The sequence below is a fragment of the Paenibacillus sp. FSL R5-0623 genome (assembly GCF_037974265.1).
Classification (GTDB): domain Bacteria; phylum Bacillota; class Bacilli; order Paenibacillales; family Paenibacillaceae; genus Paenibacillus.
The window spans coordinates 4156194-4177703 of sequence record NZ_CP150233.1; the positions used below are offsets into that span (position 1 = coordinate 4156194).

The window sequence follows — 21510 nt, forward strand, 5'->3', positions numbered from 1 at the left end:
TGTTCATTCCATTAATTCAATTTTATGGACATTAAACTCTATAATACCTTCATTAGGGCAAATAAAAAAGAGGTTTCAAGTGATTCCCTCAACGCGTGAGGACTTGAAATCTCTTATCTTAAAATGCATATATTTATTTTAACTTAACGTCCAATCAGTACCCATCCCCACTTCATCCGGCGCAATCCCATCGAGCAGATCCATGAGATCAGGAGCGCCACAACATAAGATAGAATGATGCCAACGCTGAAGTGCCGAGCCAGTTCATCTGTGAATTCACGTCTCCAGAAGAGCAGTACAAGTGGATGCATTAAAAATACTCCGAACGCGACTGTACCCAAGGAGTCCAGAATACGCGTAGCTTTTCGAACCTCGGTATGTTTTCCTGTGCCCATTCGTTCACTGAAGATCAACAGGAGCAAGCAGGCTGACAACGTAAACAGATTTCGGAACAGGAACAGCACAGTATAGGTTACCACCGGGTATGCAGCAAAAGCGGTTTTGATATAAGCATTACCATATATAAAAATGGCACCTCCGCTCAACAATGCAGCTATAAGCACATAACGGTGAGTATATAGTTTCTTCAATACCCACTCAAAGTTCAACCCAACCCATGCACCAAATCCAATCACGATCAGATAACTGGGTAACAAACTTCCTGTCCGTTCGAAGTGAAACTGCAAATGTAGTGCATAGAAGATCGCTTGGCCCGCAATAAAGAATAATGGCAAGTACCGATTAAACAAACGATGGCGTGTAAGGGACAGAAGCCACGGAAAAACAATATAAAATTGAAGAATAATCAAAAAAAAGTACAAGTGCGTATGAGCGGTTCCCATCACTAATTGTTTGGCAAATTGAACACCATGGGTCAAAGGTTCTTTACCCGCAAGCAATTGTTTAATAGCAAAGTAAATAAGGGACCACAACACATAAGGTACAAATACATTAAATAAACGCTTCTTATAAAAAGCGAACATCCAAACCTTCTCATTCACCTTGGAGCTGTAGTTGTAGAACAAGACCAGAGAGGACAGGAACAGAAACGCTGGAACGGCAAATTGCAAAAACGTGTTCCAGAAATAATACACATCATGATCTAATGTATGCTTGGGGTAATGCGCAACTGCTGTTGAAGTTGCATGAATAGCTACCACTGCCATGATGGCAAAAGCACGATAGAGATCCAGATACTCAATTCGCCGGGGCCGATTAACCGGTTGATTCATAAAGATAACCTCACTTGTGCCTGATATGGGATGATAGTTTCCGGCCGCAATCCAGATTCTATGCTTCATTTTAATCAGCACACGAGGGTAATACAATCATAATCCATATTATTTTCGTTATATTACATCATTATTCTGCATTATTCGACATTTTCTATCCAGAATCGTTCAACAACGTTGCCATTGGACTCCACATAGTCTTCATCCCGAGTGCCACCATTTCGAAGGATAACCCTTCTGGAAGGCTCATTAACCGCATCGCATACGACCAATACTTTGGTGATTCCAAGCTCTCTCGTTTTCTCCAAAGAAAGCCTAAGAATTTCGGAACCATAGCCATTGTGCCGCTCTCCTGGACGAATGCCATATCCAATATGCCCTCCACTGTTGAACAATTTGTCGTTAAGCTCATGCCTTATATTCACGGCACCCACGATTTGTTGACTCTCTGTGATCAACCAGTATGTACTGTCTTTGACCCAGCCTTCCGGGATGTCGATCCCTTGTTCATTGCCCTGCAAAAATTCCAACATCTCATCGAAGGCATAAGGATCTTTGGAAATGACCCAAGGTACCATCAATTCTCCACTTCTGACCCAGTCTTCATAAAATGCCAAATATGCTTCCTTATATGCTCGTGATGGTTTAATTAATCTAACTTGTCCTTTCCCCATGATCATTACACCCTCCCAACAGATATTGATATTGCCACGTTCTCTCTTCCAGGACACGACGTTCTTGATCTTCTATCAAACAGTCATAAAAGATAGCTTTCACTGTATACGTTGCGGCATGCACCGCATGGTCTTTCACATGGGCCGTTGCAGCTGCGTGCCCCGCCGCACGAGATGCAGCAGAGGCAGCGACATTATCAGCTTCCCGTGCAGCAGCATGAGCTGCAAACGCCGCTTTTCGAGCATCAACCATGGTAATCTCACCACGGATCCAACCGCGTCCTGCGGCAATGGCATTACGGGCTCGGCGATCCTCCAACTGGTGGGCCTCAAATACAGGCAAGACACGTGCCGCACACTCCGCAGCCCAACAGGCCAATGTATGGTGATTCTGTTGCTTAGCCAAATCCTCTATTTCGCGGCGCAAAGGCGCATCTTTGAATGCAGGTTTTGCCATGGTCATGCTCCTTTCATTGTTCAAATACTACAAATTCACTCTCAGACAAGTTCCAAAAAGGACCTGCGCGTGTGCAGATCCTCTTCAAGTGTACCTCTTCCCGCTTATTCTATCATTATACAGACTCTGTCAATGTAGCCTCCTGAACATCCTGATCCCCTTCTTAGCATCTGTGTCTTTGTAAGTGAATTGGTAACTCCCAGATCCAAGTGTGACTTCAACATCGTCTCCAATGTCTTGAATATCCTGAACTCCACTCATCTGATCCAACTGATCCAACGGTTTCCCTTGTTCCAGAACGATCTGTGCACCTGCTCCAGGAAGACGTACCGTACCTCTCGTGTTGGTGGGAATATGTACCCGAATCTCCATTTCACCCTCCGCCAGCCGGTGCCAGCTTGAAGCAACTTGACCATACATCGTCTCCAGACTCGCTTCCACCCAATCCAGTCCAGGTCCGGGTTGCGGCTCGATATGCACCATTCGGAATCCTGGCTGATGTTCATCGGACCGAATGCCAGCAACATAACGATACAACCATTCTCCAATCGCACCGTACGCATAATGGTTAAATGAGTTCATATCAGCACTCCAGAGACTTCCATCCTCTTTGATCCCATCCCAATGTTCCCAGACCGTCGTTGCGCCTTGAGTCACCTGATATAACCAGGACGGATAATCCTCTTGAAAAAGTAATGTATAAGCCAGGTCGTGAAGACCTGCATCACTCAATACCGGATTCAGATAAGGTGTGCCCACGAAACCTGTAGTAAGATGATTGCCCGCCTCTTTCACGAGTTTTGCCAATTGTTCGACAGCACGAGTTCGGGCAGTCGCTTCCAGCAGGTCAAATTGGAGCGCAAGAACATGTGCTGTTTGCGTAGGAACAGCAATTTTGCCGGCTGGAGTCACGAATTCATTTCGAAATGCATGAACAATGTTTGTATGCAACTGCTTGTAATATTCAGCATCATCTGTCTTTCCAAGTGCCTCAGCTGCCTTTTGAGTTAACGACACCGAATAGGCATAAAATGCAGTTGCCACATAATCCGTGTCCGTTGCACCGACATAACTATCGGGCTTGGAGTCCAGTCCCAGCCAATCGCCAAAATGGAATCCCGTGTTCCACAGATGCGGGTTGTCACCCTGCACGTGAATGTATTCAACCCACCGCTTCATACTCTCATATTGCTCGGCCAGTAATCTGGCATCCCCATACATCTCATAGATGGTCCATGGACAGATGACTGCAGCATCACCCCAAGCGGCGGAGGAATGACTGGTGTCTCCCCACCCTTCTGAGGTGGAACTTCTCAGATCTGGAACGAAGAATGGAATACCGCCATCTTCACCCTGATCGGCTTCCAGATCCCGCAGCCATTTGGTGAAGAAGGGAGCCGTATTCATCAGGTAGGAGGACGTGCGGACAAACATCTGTGCATCACCGGTCCACCCGAGCCGTTCATCCCTCTGTGGGCAGTCTGTCGGCACATCAAGGAAATTCCCCTTTTGCCCCCACAATATATTGTGATGCAGTTGGTTCACCAAGGGACTGGAGCACGAGAACTGACCTGTTTGCTCCATATTTGAGTGCAGCACTATGCCAGTGAAATTATCGAGATGAACGTGTTCAGAAAAGCCAACCAGCTTAACATAACGGAACCCTTGGAACGTAAAATGCGGCTCAAATGTTTCCACGCCATCCCCCTTGCAAGTGTAGCGAATACACTGCTTGGCGGCGCGAAGATTATCGGTGTAGAAGTTGCCTTGATGATCCAATATCTCAGCATGGTGCAGCTCAACCGTCTGACCCACCTCACCTTGAATGCTGAATCTCACCCATCCCACCATATTCTGCCCCATATCTATTACACGATCTCCCTGTGGGGTTGTTAACAAAGCGATTGGCTGTAGCTGTTCTACTTGGGTGACGGGTACGTTCTCCTGCGCAACGATGATATCTTTGGGATGCTCCAGTACGTTCACAGGTGCCCAATTCGTCTGAGATGAATCCGACCAATCAGACTCCATTCGTGCATCATACGTCTCTCCCATATAGATGTCCGACATACGAATGGCACTTGAAGCAGCCGTCCACTCCCCATTGGAGAGAATACATTCCTCTGATCCATCTGCATATTTCATATGCAGTTCCAGCAGCAATGCGGACGTTGAACCAAATATCTCCCGTTCTTTGTTCCAGCCAAGAAATCCTCGGTACCAGCCATCTCCCAGATTAACACCTAAAGTATTCTGTCCATCCTGAAGCAGGTGGGTAACATCATAAGTTTGATATTGTAATCGCTTACGATAAGAGGTCCAACCAGGTGTAAAATAATCTTCTCCTACTCTTGTGTTGTTCATATGCAACTCGTATAATCCAAGTGCTGTCACATATATGCGGGCAGACGTAATCGGTTGTTTCACATTAAACTGCTTGCGCATACGTGGGCATGATGTATCTCCAACATCTGATGGTTGAGCTGTGATCCATTCTGCTTGCCACTTGTTATGACTATCCATAAGTCCCATCTCGAAAAAGGCCGTTTCGGACCAACCGGAATTACTCCCTGCATCATCCCATGTCTGAATTCGGTAGTAGTATCGCGTTCGCGGAGAAGGCTGAAACTGGTTTAATTCCACATGTATGGATTGATCCGTGCTTATCTTGCCAGAATCCCATGCAATCTCATCAAAATCTTCTGACAGGGACAGCTGTATCTGGTATGCGGATTGCATACAATTCCGGCGATCGGATTGCAGCTGCCAGCTTAATCTTGGTGATTTCACATCAAGACCAATCGGATTCTTTTTATACTCACAGCGAAGGTGACTCACGTTGAACATTAGCAGATCGTCCTTTCCATCTTGGCTTCCCATTCGGGGTTACGATATAATTATATCGATCCTGTTGCCCTAAATACCCGGTAGTCAGGACTATTTCATCCGGTGATCCAGCCATCTGTGCGAGGAGGTTGCTTGTGAATTCATCTGTACAACTCATGAAAAGCGAATACTTTCTGCATAATCATCTGCAACTTTTTGTCAATCGTTGCTCTGAAGATTTTGTGCTCCCTTTTCACGCACATGATTTTATTGAGTATAGTTATGTTGCCGAAGGAAAGGGCTTTCATCATATCGGTGAAGATGTCATTCCGGTGACAAAGGGGATGCTGTTTGTCATTCCTGTCGGCGTTCCTCATGTCTTTCGTCCTGTCAGCACCAACGTAACCGAGCATCCGTTAATTCTATATAATTGTTTATTTAATGCTGAACTGATCAACACCCTGACATCCGTCATTCAGGAAAAAGAAATCATTCAACATCTGATGGATCTGGCACAAAATCAGGTTCCTTATATATCCGTTGTGGACCACAATGACCGGATTGAAGAACTAATGGTGAAGCTGTATCGAGAATCCTTTGTTCCAGGAATCGGTTCGTCTACCATGTTATACACCCTTGTAAGCCAATTGGTATTGATGACCTACAGACAACTTTATCAAAAGGAACATGATGAAGAGCATCATTCCACCGGTTTTGATTACATTCTTCATTATCTCAAACAACACGTAAGCACTCGTATTCGGATGTCTGATCTGGTGCGTGTATCGGGCTTTAGCGAAAAACAGATTGGCCGAATGTTTCTGCGACATACTGGTCAGACCTTTAGCAGCTACCTGCAACACCTCCGTATACAAAAAAGCTGCGAACTTCTAAAGAGTTCACAGTACAAAGTCAGTCTGATTGCAGAGCTGGTTGGATATCGGGATATGGATTCATTCTATGCTGCATTCAAAAAAATAACAGGCGAAACACCTCTAGCCTATCGCAAAAAATCCAGAGGACAGCACTCTGGACAATAAGGTTAACTTTCAGACACCAACAACCTGTAATACTTCATCTATGTATGCCTTGGCCTCTTTCCATGAAGACATTAACGGAAAGTTGTATCGCTCTCGCTCCTGTATATTCCATGGATGCGGGATACAGATGACCTTTTTGCCGTCCTCATGCGCTGGAATCAAATTATGTGCTCCATCATCAATAAGCAGATCGAAACCGAGCAAGTTTTTTCTTTTGCATGTAATAAACTGTTCTGCAGTTATAAAAGGCATATGCTGCTGAAGCCAGTTCCACTTCTCAACGACTGTTTTTGGTTCTGCTGCCGTCACGACAATGACATCATAAGCATCGTTCAGCTTTCGCATCTCATCTACAACATATTCGTCGTATAATTCCAATTCCTCGAACAGACCCGGCCGACCATAAAATACATCGTGCGTGCTCTCTGGATGACGCAAATGGGATGTATCCCAATGAATCATATCCTCATACCGCAACGGATGGGTCGGGAAGTTGAGGTTGTTGTGATATATAGCCCGCTTGACCAGATGACATATCGTGTCATCCATATCTACAGCAATAATAGGCTTCTTCATGGTTATCCCTCCCCCAATACGAACACAGTATACCATCCAGAATGTTATGTAGTCATCTTTTTTACCTTGAAATGCCAATAGCGTTGATGATTTCTACCTGATTATATTAAAAAGGCGCCCCGGCGCCGTAATACCAGCTACGCCCGGAGTGCCTTTATAGATTAATCTATTCCAAGTTCTCGCCATTCGAGGCAATGACTTTTTGGTACCAGCCAAAGCTCTTTTTCTTATAACGATTCAATGTGCCTTGTCCGTTGTCATCCTGATCCACGTAAATCACGCCATAACGCTTGGACATTTCCGAAGTGGATGCACTGATGATATCAATCGCTCCCCAGTTGGTATATCCCATCAGGTCCACACCATCGATAACGGCTTCTTTCATTTGTGTGATATGTTTTCTCAGATAATCAATCCGGTAATCATCGTTGATGGAACAGTCTGCTTCAACCGTATCTTTCGCGCCAAGGCCATTCTCCACCACAAACAGTGGCAATTGATAACGGTCATACAGCTCTTTCAGTGCAACGCGCAGACCGATCGGATCAAGCTGCCAGCCCCATTCCGTGCGCTCCAGATTCGGGTTCTTAATCGTACTGTACAGGTTACCTCCAGTTACTCCATATTCCTCTGGGTTCACTGCAGACACCAAGGATGTGTAATAACTGAACGAGATGAAATCAACCGTATGCTCACGCAGGATCTGCTCGTCCCCCGGTTCCATGGCAATGGTAATTTCGTTCTCTGCCCAGTACCGAGCCATGAACGTTGGATAACTACCACGAACTTGTACATCCGTATGCAGCAGGTTCAGCTGGTTATCGATCTGTGCTTGTAGCACATCCTCTGGCTTCGACGTCGCTGGGTAGTGAATCATGCGTGCAAGCATACATCCGATCTGGAAGTTCGGGTTAATCTGACGTGCTTTTTCTGTTACCAGGCTGCTGGCTACAAATTGATGATGAAGTGCCTGATAAGAAGCCTGCATCGTGTTCTCAACTCGGTCTTCAATAATACCGCCGCCTGTGAACGGTTCAATAATGGTTGTGTTAATCTCATTAAATGTCAACCAGTATTTGACCTTGTCCTTGTATCGGTTCATCACGGTTTCCGCATATCTTACAAAATGTCCAACCACTTCGCGACCAGCCCAGCCATTATATTTCAGGACAAGTGCCATAGGCATCTCATAATGCGAGAGGGTTACAAGTGGTTCGATATCGTATTTCCGGAGTTCATCGAACACTTCGTCATAGAAACGCAGTCCCTCTTCATTTGGCTCGGCATCATAACCATTCGGGAAAATACGCGGCCAGTTGATGGACAGACGGAATGTCTTGAAGCCCAGCTCTGCGAAGAGCGCAATATCCTCTTTGAAACGATGGTAAAAATCAATCCCGTAACGCTTCGGATAACCTTCTGCACTATGATGTGCCATTGCTTTCTCAACCGTTGCACTGGTAACATGCATCAGTTCTCTAAGGTTGGTGTAGTCCTTTTTCTCAAAATAAGGAACCATGTCCGCTGTCGACCATCCTTTGCCGCCAGCGTCGAATCCACCTTCAGCCTGGTTGGCGGCAATAGCGCCGCCCCATAGAAAACCTTCCGGAAACCCTTGTCGATTCATCATTCGAATCTCTCCTTCTTTTGTTGATATTGTTAGTCCTAAGAGGACAGTTTAGATCTCAGCTTTCAAGACGTCTTCACCCATCGTGATTTCGCCCAATTTCACAGGTAGTACCTGCTTGTAATCAGCCGTATTGGTAACAACCATAGCAGTTGTGATGTCGTATTCTTTTGCAATCTCGGCCAGTTCAAACGTGAGTAACTTGTCTCCAGCCTGTACACGTGCTCCAGTAGCAACATGTGCATCAAAATACTGTCCACGCAGCTTCACCGTGTTAATTCCAACATGAATCAACAATTCCATTCCGTTATCACTGCGGACAACGATCGCATGTTTTGTTTTGAACACATTCATGATGGTACCTGTCACTGGAGAAACCAATTCGCCCACCGTTGGAACAAATGCCACACCTTTACCCATCAATTCATCACCAAAAGTTGGATCGTTGACTTCTTTGAGCGGGATGGATTTACCTGTCATCGGTGCAACAGCTACTGCATCACTCGTTGGTGCTGGATCGCCCATGTCGTCCACATTTACAGTTGCAACGTCATTGGAAGTTACTTTCGCTGGTGCAGTAGAAGCACCCGGTGAGAATTGAGCCAACGCCTCTGCGTCTCCTTCTTCTTCCTTGATACCAAATATCGTAGACATGATTGCACCCACGATAAAGGCCAAAATCATACCCCCAAAGGAATACCAGAAGGTCTGTCCGATCAGGGAAGGAAGTCCTGGGAGACCACCGTTACCCGCAAGCACATACGCTTTCGCGCCAAAGGCAAGGGCGAATCCGCCACCCACTGCACTACCAATCATGGCTGCGGCAAATGGTTTTTTGTATTTCATGTTAACCCCGTACATAGCCGGCTCCGTTACACCCATCAGCGCTGTAAAGCTCGTGGACAATGCCACCGTTTTGAGTTTTTTATCTTTTGCCCGGAAGAATACGCCGAGTGTTGCACCAGCCTGACCCATATTGGAGATAAAGGTCAACGGCAAGAATTTATCAAAGCCCAATGTAGCGATATTACTCAGGATGATCGGCACAAGTGCATAGTGCATTCCTGTCATAATAATGAGCGCCATCGCGCCGCCAAGAACAATACCTGCAATCAATCCGCCTTCATTCAGCAGCCAGTTGATGCCGCCAGACAATCCGCTACCTACAAATGTACCCAATGGACCGATCGCAATCAGCGTTACCGGAACCATAACAAGTAAGGTAATCAGCGGCACAAGCAACAGCTTGAGTGCAGCAGGGATAACGCGGTCAACCCATTTCTCAACATAGGACATCAACCACACTGCAAGAAGAATCGGGATAACCGATGAAGCATAACTTACTGCTGTAACCGGGATTCCCAAAAATCCAACCGATTCACCGCTAGATAACAATGCTGTCATGTCTGGATACATGAGTGCCGTACCTAGTGCAATCGCGACAAACGGGTTACTGCCGAATTTACGAGCAGCGCTGACTGCAATCAGTAAAGGCAGGTAGTGGAACACGCCGTCACCAATGGCTGAAAGAATACGATACGTATCCGTTCCAGCAGACATCCAACCTACGGACACAAATAGTGCAAGTAATCCCTTGAGCATACCTGCCGCAGTAATCGCTGGAAGCATCGGGGCAAAGACACCTGCGATTGTTTCAAAAATTTTCAGCACGACATTTTGTTTTTTATCCGACTTTGGCTCTTTGTTTTCTGTACTTTGCTGGATTGCCGGATTTTCCTTCACCATGGCATCGAATACTTTTGCCACATCATTACCGATAATGACCTGGAATTGATCGCCGGAAATATTTGTTCCCATGACCTTATCCAGTTTCTTGAGTGAGCCGTTATCAACTTTCTCGTTGTCTTTCAGATCAAAGCGCAAACGTGTGACGCAGTGATAAACTGAGTTAATATTGTTTGTTCCCCCAACGGCTTTAATGATTTCCTGTGCCGTTTCCTGATGTTTCATGATGTTTTCCTCCTCATTTTTCCAATAAAAAATACCCGAACGAATCTAGCGCATATGGATGGCGCCATCTCATTCGGGTATTGCCTGATTGAACAGTAACAAGCCCATAGGATATCCAGTTGTGATTTGATTCTATTGCGTGGACTTTTCGTCCCGTTTGGTTTTCATCAAACGTTCCAGATGGAGCGTTAGATATAACTGCTCAGAGTGAGTCATGTCATACTGATAGTTCTTATGGATAAAAGTCTCGATCTTGCCAATACATTTGAATGTCTCCGGATAGTTTTTCCGAACCACTTCATATAAATACTCTTCAGCATCCTCATGTGAAGAATGGGTAATGACACGCTGACAGAAATATTTCAAATGGGTGATGAAGCGGAAATAGTTGACGCTATCTTCATCCAATTCGACGTTGAAGTGATATTTGATAATATTCATGATCTCCTGCAACAGCTGCATCAGATGGGTGACATCGTTCATGGAATCATTGACTTCCGCATTGATGAAATGCAAGGCAATATTACAGACTTCATCTTTGGGAAACTCAATATCCAGTCTTTCCTTCAGCAAGTTCAGTGCTTCTCTGGCCACATCATACTCCGCCTTATAGAAGTGCTGAACTTCCCAAGAAAGTGGATTACGAGTAATCATTCCTTTTTCCAAACGTTGAACAGCAAAGTGAATGTGATCCGACAGCGAGACATAGATCCCGTCACTGATGGTTTTGTTCAATTGCGTTCGTGCCAGTGTCACAATATCATCTGTTGCCTGCAGAATTTCAATCGGCACTTCAGCTACGATGGATTTGAATTTCTCATAGATCGATGCATCCTGAAGACGAAATACCTTCTCAATCCGCTCTTCATCAATCTCATCGCCTGCTTTGAACTTAAATCCGATACCCCGGCCGAGGATCAGTAGTTCCTGATTTTTGTCATCCACGGTACTGACAATATTGTTATTAAATATCTGTTTAATAATCATTATGGACCCACCTGGTTTTTTTTGAGGAATAAAAAAGGGCAAAACCAAAACAGAAATAATAAAATCATTTCCATCGTGGTTTTGCCCGCATTACCGGTAACAAGCCTCGGAACTAATTTATCATAACCTGAAAACGGTGTCAACCCAAAAATAGTACTGCTCTATTCCAGTTCATTCCCTTACATGAGTCATTTCCCTACGCTTCCACGTTTAAGGGGCATATGTTTTAATATTCACATTTTGATGCAGATTCAAACGGCGTCACCACCAATTTATCACTTGCTTCGACAAACTAAAGGCCCTTCTCTCGAAGGGCCTTTCATCATTGCTGGAACGTCACATTAATCTGTACAATCTCCGAACGACTACTAGTACGAATTGGAGGTCCCCAGAAGCCAAATCCTGAGGTTACGATGGAGTGCATAGAACCTTTTTGCAGGTAACCCCAATCATTCTCATAAATCGCTTGTGTGATGAACTGAGCCGGCGCAATCTGACCACGGTGGGTGTGACCGGATACCACTAGATCTACATTGTTTTGCTCCGCAATATCCAGATCATACGGCTGGTGATCCATCATAAGTACCGGTTGGCTCAAGTCCGTATCTTGCATTAATGCAGCTACTTCTGCCCGATCCTTCTCTGTCCGGTCTTTTCGACCAATGAGGGTGATCTTGTCATCCAGTACGATCTTGTCATCGTACAGAACCTGCATGTTGCTCTTCTCCAGCGCAGCAATCAGATCTTCAATGGGACCATCGAACTTGTCGTGATTCCCGAGAGAAGCATAAACCCCGTATGGAGCCTGAATATCGCTGATAATGTCGGCAATTCCGCTATTGAGGTACATGTCCAGATTGTCATCAATAATATCTCCAGGATATAGCACCAGATCCGGCTTCAGAGCATTAATTTCCTCGACCATGCGTTTGGCATGTGCCGGGCCAGACAAAAGTCCAAAGTGCATATCGGCAGCCATGACAATGTTGAGCTTGTCTACACCTTCTACTTTTTTATCAATCTGGATATTATATGTTCTCACTACCGGGCTGTAGGCGTTAAAAATCCCATAACCCATTGTGGACACTAACAGCACCAGCGTAACGACTCCCGCCCATTTCTGTGTGTGATGTCTAGGAATACGGGTTAATCTCAGCAACCACATCATAAGGTGAACGACGGGCAGGATCAGTAATAACAACGAAAAGATCGCCAGCCAGTAAGAACCGATGATACCGAGGAACGAGATGCTTCCAAATACCCGTGCCAGAATGAAGGAAACGGCAAGGAATACAAGCGCTATAATATACAACCATCGAAATCTGGCGGACACAACTGGTTTCATCCAACTCCAACCGCTCCAGCCTATGTAGAACACTAATAAACCGTATACGACCAAAAACAATATACCTGCTAATACAAACATGCCCGGTCTAACCTCCACGTCAATAAGTTGTATTCTGAATTTTCATCACGGACACAGGTCCGTCTGAACAAGTATAACGTAGTTGATGAGTCAGATCATCTGTTTGCCAAACCCAGATTCGTACATTTTATTACAATTTGATGATATTCAAATTCGAACCAAAACGAGAAAAAGCATTCCCGCAGCCGCCCTGAATAGTTAAATTCAAGGACAACTGCAGGAATGCTATATTTTCGGATTTAAAATTACTCGTTTGTGTCCATCCACTGGAAGTGGAATGAACCTTCTTTGTCCACACGTTTGAATGTGTGAGCACCGAAGTAGTCACGTTGTGCTTGCAGCAGGTTTGCTGGCAAACGCTCTGTACGGTAGCTGTCATAGTAAGACAGTGCGCTGGAGAATCCAGGTACTGGAATACCTTGTTTAACAGCAGCCGCTATAACTTCACGCCATGCGCCTTGATAAGATTCAACGATGTTTTGGAAGTAAGGATCCAAGAGCAGGTTTTTGAGTTCTGCATCTTTGTCATATGCTTCTTTAATGTTTTGCAAGAACTGCGAACGGATGATGCAGCCGCCACGGAAGATCATGGCAATGTTACCGTATTTCAGATCCCAGCCATATTCATCGGAAGCTGCACGCATTTGTGCAAATCCTTGTGCATAGGATACGATTTTACTTGCAAACAATGCTTTACGTACGTTCTCGATGAATGCTTTTTTGTCGCCAGAGAATGCTTCAGTTGCTGGTCCACTCAGGATTTTGCTAGCTGCTACACGCTCGTCCTTCATGGCAGAGAGGAAACGGGAGAATACGGATTCCGTAATCATGGACAATGGAACGCCGAGATCCAGCGCACTTTGGCTTGTCCATTTACCTGTTCCTTTTTGTCCAGCCGCGTCCAGAATAACGTCAACCATTGGTTTGCCTGTTTCCGGATCGTATTTGGAGAAGATATCTGCCGTGATTTCGATCAGGTAACTGTCCAGCTCCCCTTGATTCCACTCAGTGAAGATCTCATGCAACTCTTCAACGGAAACGTTCAATACGGATTTGAGCAAGTGATAAGCTTCACCAATCAATTGCATATCTCCGTACTCGATACCGTTATGCACCATTTTCACATAGTGTCCGGCCCCGTCTGGTCCGATATATGTGCTGCAAGCGTCATCGCCAACTTTAGCGGAGATCGCTGTCAGGATCGGTTCTACCAACTGATAAGCACTTTCCTGACCGCCTGGCATGATTGCCGGCCCTTTCAGTGCGCCTTCTTCCCCACCGGATACACCTGCTCCGATGAAGCGGAAACCTTTTTCTTCCAGTTCTTTACTGCGACGTTGTGTGTCAGGGAAGTACGCATTACCTCCATCGATAATAATGTCGCCTTGATCCAGATGAGGAAGCAGTTGCTCGATCGTTGCATCTGTTGCTTTACCTGCTTGCACCATGATCAGAATTTTACGCGGAGACTCCAGGGATTCCACGAATTCTTCAATAGTGAACGCACCTGTCAGGTTTTTACCTTCTGCTTCTTTCAGAAGATCGTTCGTTTTCTCCGGGGAACGGTTAAATACCGATACCGAGAAACCTTTGCTTTCAATATTCAAAGCCAGGTTTTTACCCATTACTGCCAATCCAATAACACCAATCTGTTGTTTACTCATTATGTCCTCCCAATACTCCATTATTTATATAGTAAGTTAAAACGAATGAATGATTATAGATTATTGTACTGTTTTTTTCCAGTCCGCTGCAAATTTGTCCATACCTTGATCTGTCAGTGGGTGTTTGGAGATTTGTTCAATGACGGAGAATGGAACAGTCGCGATATGTGCTCCCGCCATCGCTACACGTGTAACGTGATCCGGATGTCTTACGGAAGCCGCAATAATCTGTGCATCCAGGTTATGTGTACGGAACAATTCAGCAATTTTGGTAACCAATTGTACGCCATCCTCAGAGATATCATCAAGACGTCCCAGGAATGGAGATACATATGTCGCACCAGCACGAGCAGCCAGAAGCGCCTGGTTCACAGTGAAGATCAACGTTACGTTGGTTTTCACGCCTTTTTTGGTCAAGTAACGGCAAGCTTCAAGTCCTGCAAGTGTCATTGGCAATTTGATCGTAATGTTTTTGTCGCTGTTGTTAATTTTGATCAATTCGTTCGCTTGTGCAATCATATCTTCAGCAGTAAGGGCATCTGGTGTCACTTCCGCAGAAACGGACTCAACTTCAGGTACCAAACGCAAGATTTCTTCAATACGATCTTCGAATTTCACGCCTTCTTTGGCTACCAAAGATGGGTTTGTTGTTACACCAGACAATACGCCGATTTTATATGCTTTTTGGATATCTTCCACGTTAGCTGTATCGATAAAAAATTTCATGATTTAATTACCTCCAGATATATTTTTTATTATGGTTTAGAGATTCGCATTAACCGCCAAAGGTATGCTATTAGTAACTACAGACTCCTGATCCGCCGGCTCATCAAACCACCAGTGGTGACCTTCTTCTTCAAGCATAACATCTGATTCAGCTGGACCATAGCTACCTGCAGGATACAGGTGAAGTGGCAACAGATTTTCCTGGAATGCATCCAGAATAGGTTGCACCCAAGCCCATGACAATTCTACTTCATCCCAGTGGGCAAAGAATGTTGGATCACCCAGCAAAGCATCACGAATCAGATTCTCGTAAGCTTCCGCGAGGTCACCTTTGTCCGGAGAAAGATCGATATGAACCGGTTTGAATTCACCTTTATTCTCAGGATCACTTGCATTCAGTTGCAATGTCATGCTCTGATCAGGACTCATCTCAATGACGAGCAGGTTTGGCTTGGAACCCTTGTTTTTCAGCACATTTGTCTGTCCTGAAGGTTCTTTGAATTCAATCACGATACGTGTTGATTTCTCCTTCATTCTTTTACCCGTGCGAATGTAAAACGGAACACCACGCCAGAAGAAATCATCGATTTGCAATTTGGCAGCAATGAATGTGTCATTCATCGTATTCTCGGCTACACCCGGTTCAGCCGTATACGCATTTACCGGTTTACCTTGAATGTTGCCTTCTGCATACTGTCCACGGATGATGTTTGCGCCCACAGTTTGTTTTTGTAACGGCTGGATCGATTCCATAATGTGTTTTTTCTTCAATCCAACTTTTTCGGAAGTACTGTTGTATGGAAGCTGGATCGCCATCATCATGAGCAATTGCAACATATGATTCTGGAACATGTCTCGCACTGCACCAACATGATCATAATAGGATGCACGTTCTTCGACACCTACAGTCTCATTCGCCGTAATTTGCACATTGGAGATGTAACGGTTGTTCCATAACGCCTTCATGATTGGGTTACTCTGATGCAACGTCTCCAGACGCTGTACCATCGGTTTGCCCAAATAGTGGTCAATCCGATAAATCTCTTCCTCCGTGAACGATTCGCTTAATTTGCGATTAAGGTCTCTCGCAGACTGTAAATCGTGACCAAATGGCTTCTCAATAACGAGGCGTTTCCAGCCCTCTGTGGAACCCAGCCCACTTTCTTGAATGTTCTCGGCAATCGGTTCGAAAAATTCCGGACCAACCGAGAGATAAAACAAGCGGTTGGACGGAATGCCAAGCTCAGCTTCTCTTTGTTCAACTAATCCCAACAGCTTTATATAATCTTCCTTATGGCTTATATTCAATACACTGTAGCGGAAAGCTTTCACAAATGACTTCACAACTTCAGGATCAGCCTGGCGTCTGGAAAATTCATTTAATGATTTTTCCACTTGTGCCTGAAAGAATTCATCAGACCACTCTCTACGCCCCAGACCAATCAATGAGAAGGTTTCAGGAAGCTTCTGCTCAAGATATAAGTTATATAAGGCAGGATATATTTTTCTTTTGGCTAAATCGCCAGTAGCACCAAATAAAACAATGGTAGTTGGTTCCATCTCACCGTTCTCCTTCCAAGTAACTCTGGTTTCTTTGTTGTAGTTACACTATAATACGTTTTATAGCCATACAAGTAATTAATATATTTCACAGGAGCTATAGACCACATCTATGACCACAAATTACGAACTATATAAAGTCTTTTATTGGGCCGCCAAAACGGGAAGTTTGACACAGGCTGCGAAAGCATTGTATATCACTCAACCTAGCGTCAGTCATGCCATTAAGCAATTGGAAGAGAGCTTTGGTCTTACCTTGTTTTATCGAAATTCCAAGGGTGTAGCGTTGACACAGGAAGGTGCCAGTCTGTACTCCTATATTGAACAATCCCAGATTCTGATCTCACTTGCGGAAGAAAAAATGGCCGCACTGAAGAATCTCGACAATGGTGAACTCCGGATTGGTGGCAGTGACTCCCTGTTCAAGCATTACATGCTGGCGTATCTAGAGGAATTCCACACCTTGTACCCTAATATCAAGCTACATCTGAGTCATGGAACTACGCCGGAAGTCATCACCTTTTTGAAAGAAGGCAAGATTGATCTTGGTGTTGTTCGGATGCCCATTGTTGATCCACAACTAGAAGTCAGGGAAAGTATTCAGTTGAAGGACTGTTTTGTAGCCGGGGAACGTTATGCTCAGTTGAAGGGTAAAGTCATGACACTTGAGATGCTTCTGGAGCATCAACTGATCCTTTTCTCTCGGAACAGCCGGGTTCGGATGGCTATAACTGAGTTGTTTAACAGCTATAATTACACGTTGAAACCTGAGATTGAGGTTGGTAGCGTTGATCTGTTGATTGAGTTTGCGCGTCGAGGACTGGGGATTTCCTATGTCACACGTGAGTTCATCTCCAAAGAGCTGGAGGAAGGTTCTCTCTTCGAAATTCAGCTTGATGTCCCGCTACCCCCTTCCCATGTAGGGATTATGACCAAGCGCAATATGCCGATCTCTCTGGCTGCGAACCGGTTTATGGATCTCATTTTCAAATCCTGAGTGGTCACAATGTCAAAAAGTACAACAAAGAGCCCCACCATCCAGTCATGGATGATGAGGCTCTTAGGCTTGCATAATGTATGTGTTTATCTAACGATTAGGAGCTCACCAGATAAGACGCGTCCAATATAAGGGCAACCTTACCATTACCGAGGATCGTTGCTCCAGATAGATGGTTCATCGCTCCCAGATACGTACCAAGCGTCTTAATAACAACTTCCTGATTTCCTATAATCTCATCTACTGCGTAAGCTGCAATTTTATCAACAGATCGCACGATCACCAATGGAATGGTTTTGGATTTACGGTCCGTTCGTGGATAGTTGAGCCTGTCGCACAGTCGGTGAAAAGGTACAATTCGTCCATGATTCAGGATCGCTTGTTGCCCCTGAATCATCTGAATATCTTCAGGTGAAATTCGAACAATCTCAGCAACATTATACATCGGCAAGATCAGAACACGGCCCGATACTTTAACTAACAGACCTTTAATAATCGCCAGTGTGAGCGGTAGACGAATCGTAAACGTGGTACCCACACCAACCTCCGTATCAATATCAATGATACCGTTGAGTCGCCCGATCTGACTACGCACGATGTCCATTCCAACACCGCGTCCTGATACTTCACTGACAGAAGAAGCTGTGGAGAACCCAGGCTCAAATATGAGATGTACAGCTTCCTGTGTTGTTAGTCGTGCAGCCTGTTCCTCACTAATGATACCTTTGCCCAAGGCGGAAGCTTTGATCTTCTCACCATCTATACCTTTGCCATCATCTGAATAACGAATGACAACATGATTTTCTTCATGGAACGAAGTTAAGGTAATACGTCCTTTGGACGGCTTACCGTGCTCCGCCCGAACCTCTGCACTTTCAATGCCATGATCTGCACTGTTGCGGATGAGATGGATCAGCGGGTCACTCAATTCTTCAATAATCATCCGGTCAAGCTCAGTCTCTCCACCTTGAATAACTAGTTCCAGATCCTTACCCAGCTTCTGTGATAGGTCACGAACCAATCTCGGGAAGCGACTGAATAGTTGATCAATGGGTAACATACGTGTCTTCATTACACCTTCTTGAAGCTCTTTGATCACCCTGCCCATATGATCGGATACACCACTTATACTCTGGATGAGTGAGGAAGGTTCCTTACGTGCACCCGACCCACTAAGATCTGCAAGGGATGTTTGATCAATTAACAGCTCACCGACCAAATTCATCAAATGGTCCAGACGCTCAACATTCACACGAACCGTCCTGGATATTCTGCATCAAAATTACGGAGTAATTCTATTTCTTCAGGGGTTGTTGCAAGAGGACGATAGATGGTCAGGCGATCATTCACACTCTGACGGATCGAAGCGATGTTCTCCGTGATCCGAGTTTTTTCGGTTGCAACGGTTTCGAAGCTCAAATCACGCACGTTCACACGCATTCTTTGATAATCAATCTGAGCAGAGGATAATTCTTTGACAGAGATTAGATTGTTGTTATACATCTCTTGCATTCGTTCATTCGTACTTCTCAATGTTACTACAGAGTAGACGCCAAGCGCCGCAAGGATTATTGACACAATTAAAAACGCTGAGATAATCTTTGTTGCTGTTTTCAAATTCCCAAACCACTTCATGTAATCTCCTCCTAGGCATCGTAGTGTCCAGTTATGTATATAACGCTTGGTAAACCCTTCTCTTGGTCGCGCTCCAGACAACTTACGATCTATTTCGACATAAATATATTAAAACTGAATAGGAGATTTTTATTTCTATAAATTTGCACTATTATGAATTTTTATTTCAAATATAAAGAGTCTTCTTTTTAATATAATTTATACTTTTTACCTATTAAATTGATATTTATACTTACATATATACGTATATTCAACATTCTGCATTGACTTTCACATACATCTCCATACAAAATTTCATGTAATATGGTCTTCTTATATTTACATAAGAAGTTGTATAGTTCTTACGTCTAACAAATATCATTTTCCAGCGTAAAAATTATGTATTTCGCTGTACACACTCAACATTTCAAGACTTAAGTCTTATAAATACTTACACATATTGAGTCCATTTTCCCATGAAAAAAAACCAAACCCGAATCAACAAAGTTTGGTTTTAAAACGAAAAAATATACTTTTAATTAACATAAAACCCGTTTAAAATTAATTACTTATGTGTTATATAACTGCTCCAGTTCCATTAAGCGGTCCTTAATCCTGTGCGGAATAATACCAAACAGATTATCCCACGTCATGAACATCTCCGGTTTTAGTAGATATTCTTCGAACTCCATGGTAGGTACAAACGCTTTGGTCTGCAGATAACGCTCTACCTGAGCATCGATCTGTTCATTTGTTTCAAAATAATCTTGAAACAACTCATTCACAAGTAGCCCATCACATCCAGCTTCGGCACCTGCTGCACTATACAGGTTTGGCAGTAACTCAAATACAACCGGAAGTGGCGAGAAAGCATGTTTGCCAGGCTGCGAGTACAGACATACATGATGTCCAATCACATTGACCCGTTCCTTCAATAATCCGCGCAGCACCTTCCCATGAAAGCTGGCTTCACAGTCTACTACCTCTCCGTCATGACCCACATAAACCCATACATGCTCCATTTCATACAGATGTCCAATCTCATAATCCCACCAGATTGCATATTCAATTACATATTGTACTGCCTCGGCCGGAAACTTAATGTCCCTTCTGAACGATGGTGAAGGCCCAGATTGATATAACACAGAAATGCCAACAAAATCAGGATAAAAGGGTTCGGCTCTGTCAAACATCAAAATCGGTGCATAACTCATTGCAGTTTCAAGCGTATTCAGTTCTGATATGTTCATTCATGAGTCCTCCATTTTGTTGGATGTCATACTATATTAACAGAGAACGTAACACACTGAGCCAGGCTTTTAAATTATTTTCTAACATAATGTCAAATCCCCTCTGTGGACTTCATACAATTATTACAACAACACATCAAAAAACCTGCAACTGTTATTCCAGTTACAGGCTTTGTACTTTGATCATGAATAAGGAATCTTGAATTAAGACTCCTGTTTATTGGATGGTGACACGGACGTCTTGGAGGGTGAAGTCGATTGATCAGAAACCTGCGTATCACACCCTATTGGAGGGCCCAGAATCGCATCATTTTTAATAGAAGCAACTGCTCTCGCATATGCCTCCTCATCCAAACAGTACGCACGGTGAGCCACCTCCGGCAGTGTAGCTGCCAAGAAATCCGCTCCAAACACAATATCAGGCGTTGGTTGATCGAAGATTGTTAATAAATATACATCATCTGTCTCAGCGACAAACCAGTGAAACCAGCCTTTCGGAAATACCACAACCTGCCCTGGTTTCAGACGATATGTCAATCGTTCACGCGTAAACGGATTAAAGACTGATGCTGTAACTTCACCGGTGATGACCACAACCATCTCCGTGACATTGGTGTGCCAGTGCGGCTGCACAATGATTCCTTTGCTTAAGTACACATTGAAGAACCCATTCGCAATGGTCGGCAGCTGTTCTCCAAACAACTGGGTTACATAGTTGCGTGAATCCCTCTGATAATTGACAACCGCATTGGAATCGGCTGCCAGCGGAACATTCGGGGCTTGCAAAATCGGATTCATCATACGATCATTTCTCCTCCTTGGGCATACATCTCATTGTTGTACTGTATGCCGGAGAATAGAAAGATAATACCGTTGACACATG

At 44.4% G+C, this 21510-nt stretch carries 18 protein-coding genes; 2 read left to right on the forward strand and 16 right to left on the reverse strand.

The window, feature by feature from the left end; genetic code table 11:
• Positions 1-143: 143 nt before the first annotated feature.
• The 4 genes from MKY92_RS18110 to MKY92_RS18125 all read right to left on the reverse strand — a co-directional run bounded on the left by MKY92_RS18110 (position 144) and on the right by MKY92_RS18125 (position 5243).
• A complete protein-coding gene (locus MKY92_RS18110) occupies positions 144-1301 on the reverse strand; it encodes an acyltransferase (RefSeq protein WP_339297179.1) in 1158 nt (385 codons plus the stop codon).
• Between the two features lie 71 nt (positions 1302-1372).
• Complete coding sequence (locus MKY92_RS18115; protein ID WP_339297180.1) at positions 1373-1912, reverse strand: GNAT family N-acetyltransferase; 540 nt, start codon at positions 1910-1912, stop codon at positions 1373-1375.
• Positions 1887-2369, reverse strand: coding sequence for a putative immunity protein (locus tag MKY92_RS18120; RefSeq protein WP_339297181.1), 483 nt, complete (start codon positions 2367-2369; stop codon positions 1887-1889). The genes MKY92_RS18115 and MKY92_RS18120 overlap by 26 nt, the downstream gene beginning before the upstream one ends.
• Before the next feature lie 123 nt (positions 2370-2492).
• Entirely contained in the window at positions 2493-5243 is a 2751-nt protein-coding gene (locus tag MKY92_RS18125; RefSeq protein WP_339297182.1) for a family 78 glycoside hydrolase catalytic domain, read from the reverse strand.
• 101 nt (positions 5244-5344) lie between these two features.
• On the opposite strand from MKY92_RS18125, the gene MKY92_RS18130 reads away from it, so the two are divergent.
• On the forward strand, positions 5345-6229 hold the full coding sequence (locus tag MKY92_RS18130) for an AraC family transcriptional regulator (RefSeq protein WP_339297183.1): 885 nt from the start codon (positions 5345-5347) through the stop codon (positions 6227-6229).
• A gap of 9 nt (positions 6230-6238) precedes the next feature.
• On the opposite strand, the gene MKY92_RS18135 is transcribed toward MKY92_RS18130, so the two are convergent.
• The 8 genes from MKY92_RS18135 to zwf form a co-directional block, all read right to left on the reverse strand.
• On the reverse strand, positions 6239-6805 hold the full coding sequence (locus tag MKY92_RS18135; protein WP_133385244.1) for a hypothetical protein: 567 nt from the start codon (positions 6803-6805) through the stop codon (positions 6239-6241).
• A gap of 166 nt (positions 6806-6971) precedes the next feature.
• Positions 6972-8435 (reverse strand): 6-phospho-beta-glucosidase, encoded by a 1464-nt coding sequence (gene ascB, locus MKY92_RS18140; protein WP_339297184.1) that lies wholly within the window; start codon positions 8433-8435, stop codon positions 6972-6974.
• A gap of 48 nt (positions 8436-8483) precedes the next feature.
• Positions 8484-10403, reverse strand: a complete 1920-nt coding sequence (locus tag MKY92_RS18145) for a beta-glucoside-specific PTS transporter subunit IIABC (RefSeq protein ID WP_339297185.1) — start codon at positions 10401-10403, stop codon at positions 8484-8486.
• 132 nt (positions 10404-10535) lie between these two features.
• Positions 10536-11390 (reverse strand): PRD domain-containing protein, encoded by an 855-nt coding sequence (locus tag MKY92_RS18150; protein WP_339297186.1) that lies wholly within the window; start codon positions 11388-11390, stop codon positions 10536-10538.
• A 322-nt stretch (positions 11391-11712) separates the two neighbouring features.
• A complete protein-coding gene (locus tag MKY92_RS18155) occupies positions 11713-12816 on the reverse strand; it encodes a metallophosphoesterase (protein ID WP_339297187.1) in 1104 nt (367 codons plus the stop codon).
• Positions 12817-13061: 245 nt separating this feature from the next.
• A complete protein-coding gene (gene gndA, locus MKY92_RS18160) occupies positions 13062-14480 on the reverse strand; it encodes an NADP-dependent phosphogluconate dehydrogenase (protein ID WP_124116334.1) in 1419 nt (472 codons plus the stop codon).
• Positions 14481-14540: 60 nt separating this feature from the next.
• Positions 14541-15206, reverse strand: coding sequence for a fructose-6-phosphate aldolase (gene fsa, locus MKY92_RS18165; RefSeq protein WP_091020607.1), 666 nt, complete (start codon positions 15204-15206; stop codon positions 14541-14543).
• Between the two features lie 36 nt (positions 15207-15242).
• A complete protein-coding gene (gene zwf, locus MKY92_RS18170) occupies positions 15243-16766 on the reverse strand; it encodes a glucose-6-phosphate dehydrogenase (RefSeq protein WP_339297188.1) in 1524 nt (507 codons plus the stop codon).
• Between the two features lie 112 nt (positions 16767-16878).
• On the opposite strand from zwf, the gene MKY92_RS18175 reads away from it, so the two are divergent.
• Positions 16879-17763 carry a LysR family transcriptional regulator gene (locus tag MKY92_RS18175; protein WP_036672843.1) on the forward strand — a complete coding sequence of 295 codons (885 nt, stop codon included), beginning with the start codon at positions 16879-16881 and terminating at the stop codon, positions 17761-17763.
• A 97-nt stretch (positions 17764-17860) separates the two neighbouring features.
• Here the strand turns inward: MKY92_RS18175 and MKY92_RS18180 are convergent, their stop codons facing one another.
• The 4 genes from MKY92_RS18180 to MKY92_RS18195 form a co-directional block, all read right to left on the reverse strand.
• On the reverse strand, positions 17861-19015 hold the full coding sequence (locus MKY92_RS18180; protein ID WP_339297189.1) for a chemotaxis protein CheA: 1155 nt from the start codon (positions 19013-19015) through the stop codon (positions 17861-17863).
• The gene (locus MKY92_RS18185) at positions 19012-19398 is read right to left on the reverse strand and encodes an MCP four helix bundle domain-containing protein (RefSeq protein WP_339297190.1); all 387 of its coding nucleotides are present in this window, start codon (positions 19396-19398) and stop codon (positions 19012-19014) included. The genes MKY92_RS18180 and MKY92_RS18185 overlap by 4 nt, the downstream gene beginning before the upstream one ends.
• Positions 19399-19946: 548 nt before the next feature.
• On the reverse strand, positions 19947-20627 hold the full coding sequence (locus MKY92_RS18190) for a hypothetical protein (RefSeq protein WP_339297191.1): 681 nt from the start codon (positions 20625-20627) through the stop codon (positions 19947-19949).
• A 204-nt stretch (positions 20628-20831) separates the two neighbouring features.
• The gene (locus MKY92_RS18195; protein ID WP_339297192.1) at positions 20832-21428 is read right to left on the reverse strand and encodes a cupin domain-containing protein; all 597 of its coding nucleotides are present in this window, start codon (positions 21426-21428) and stop codon (positions 20832-20834) included.
• Positions 21429-21510: the final 82 nt, after the last annotated feature.

Excerpts from the sequence above, each read along its gene's own strand:
- MKY92_RS18110 (WP_339297179.1), bottom strand. The coding sequence starts at position 1,301 with ATGAAGCATAGAATCTGGATTGCGGCCGGAAACTATCATCCCATATCA.
- MKY92_RS18145 (WP_339297185.1), bottom strand. The coding sequence starts at position 10,403 with ATGAAACATCAGGAAACGGCACAGGAAATCATTAAAGCCGTTGGGGGA.
- MKY92_RS18150 (WP_339297186.1), bottom strand. The coding sequence starts at position 11,390 with ATGATTATTAAACAGATATTTAATAACAATATTGTCAGTACCGTGGAT.
- MKY92_RS18190 (WP_339297191.1), bottom strand. The coding sequence starts at position 20,627 with ATGAACATATCAGAACTGAATACGCTTGAAACTGCAATGAGTTATGCA.
- zwf (WP_339297188.1), bottom strand. The coding sequence starts at position 16,766 with ATGGAACCAACTACCATTGTTTTATTTGGTGCTACTGGCGATTTAGCC.
- MKY92_RS18125 (WP_339297182.1), bottom strand. The coding sequence starts at position 5,243 with ATGGGAAGCCAAGATGGAAAGGACGATCTGCTAATGTTCAACGTGAGT.
- MKY92_RS18115 (WP_339297180.1), bottom strand. The coding sequence starts at position 1,912 with ATGATCATGGGGAAAGGACAAGTTAGATTAATTAAACCATCACGAGCA.
- MKY92_RS18155 (WP_339297187.1), bottom strand. The coding sequence starts at position 12,816 with ATGTTTGTATTAGCAGGTATATTGTTTTTGGTCGTATACGGTTTATTA.
- MKY92_RS18120 (WP_339297181.1), bottom strand. The coding sequence starts at position 2,369 with ATGACCATGGCAAAACCTGCATTCAAAGATGCGCCTTTGCGCCGCGAA.
- MKY92_RS18135 (WP_133385244.1), bottom strand. The coding sequence starts at position 6,805 with ATGAAGAAGCCTATTATTGCTGTAGATATGGATGACACGATATGTCAT.
- MKY92_RS18195 (WP_339297192.1), bottom strand. The coding sequence starts at position 21,428 with ATGATGAATCCGATTTTGCAAGCCCCGAATGTTCCGCTGGCAGCCGAT.
- ascB (WP_339297184.1), bottom strand. The coding sequence starts at position 8,435 with ATGATGAATCGACAAGGGTTTCCGGAAGGTTTTCTATGGGGCGGCGCT.
- MKY92_RS18175 (WP_036672843.1), top strand. The coding sequence starts at position 16,879 with ATGACCACAAATTACGAACTATATAAAGTCTTTTATTGGGCCGCCAAA.
- gndA (WP_124116334.1), bottom strand. The coding sequence starts at position 14,480 with ATGAGTAAACAACAGATTGGTGTTATTGGATTGGCAGTAATGGGTAAA.
- MKY92_RS18185 (WP_339297190.1), bottom strand. The coding sequence starts at position 19,398 with ATGAAGTGGTTTGGGAATTTGAAAACAGCAACAAAGATTATCTCAGCG.
- fsa (WP_091020607.1), bottom strand. The coding sequence starts at position 15,206 with ATGAAATTTTTTATCGATACAGCTAACGTGGAAGATATCCAAAAAGCA.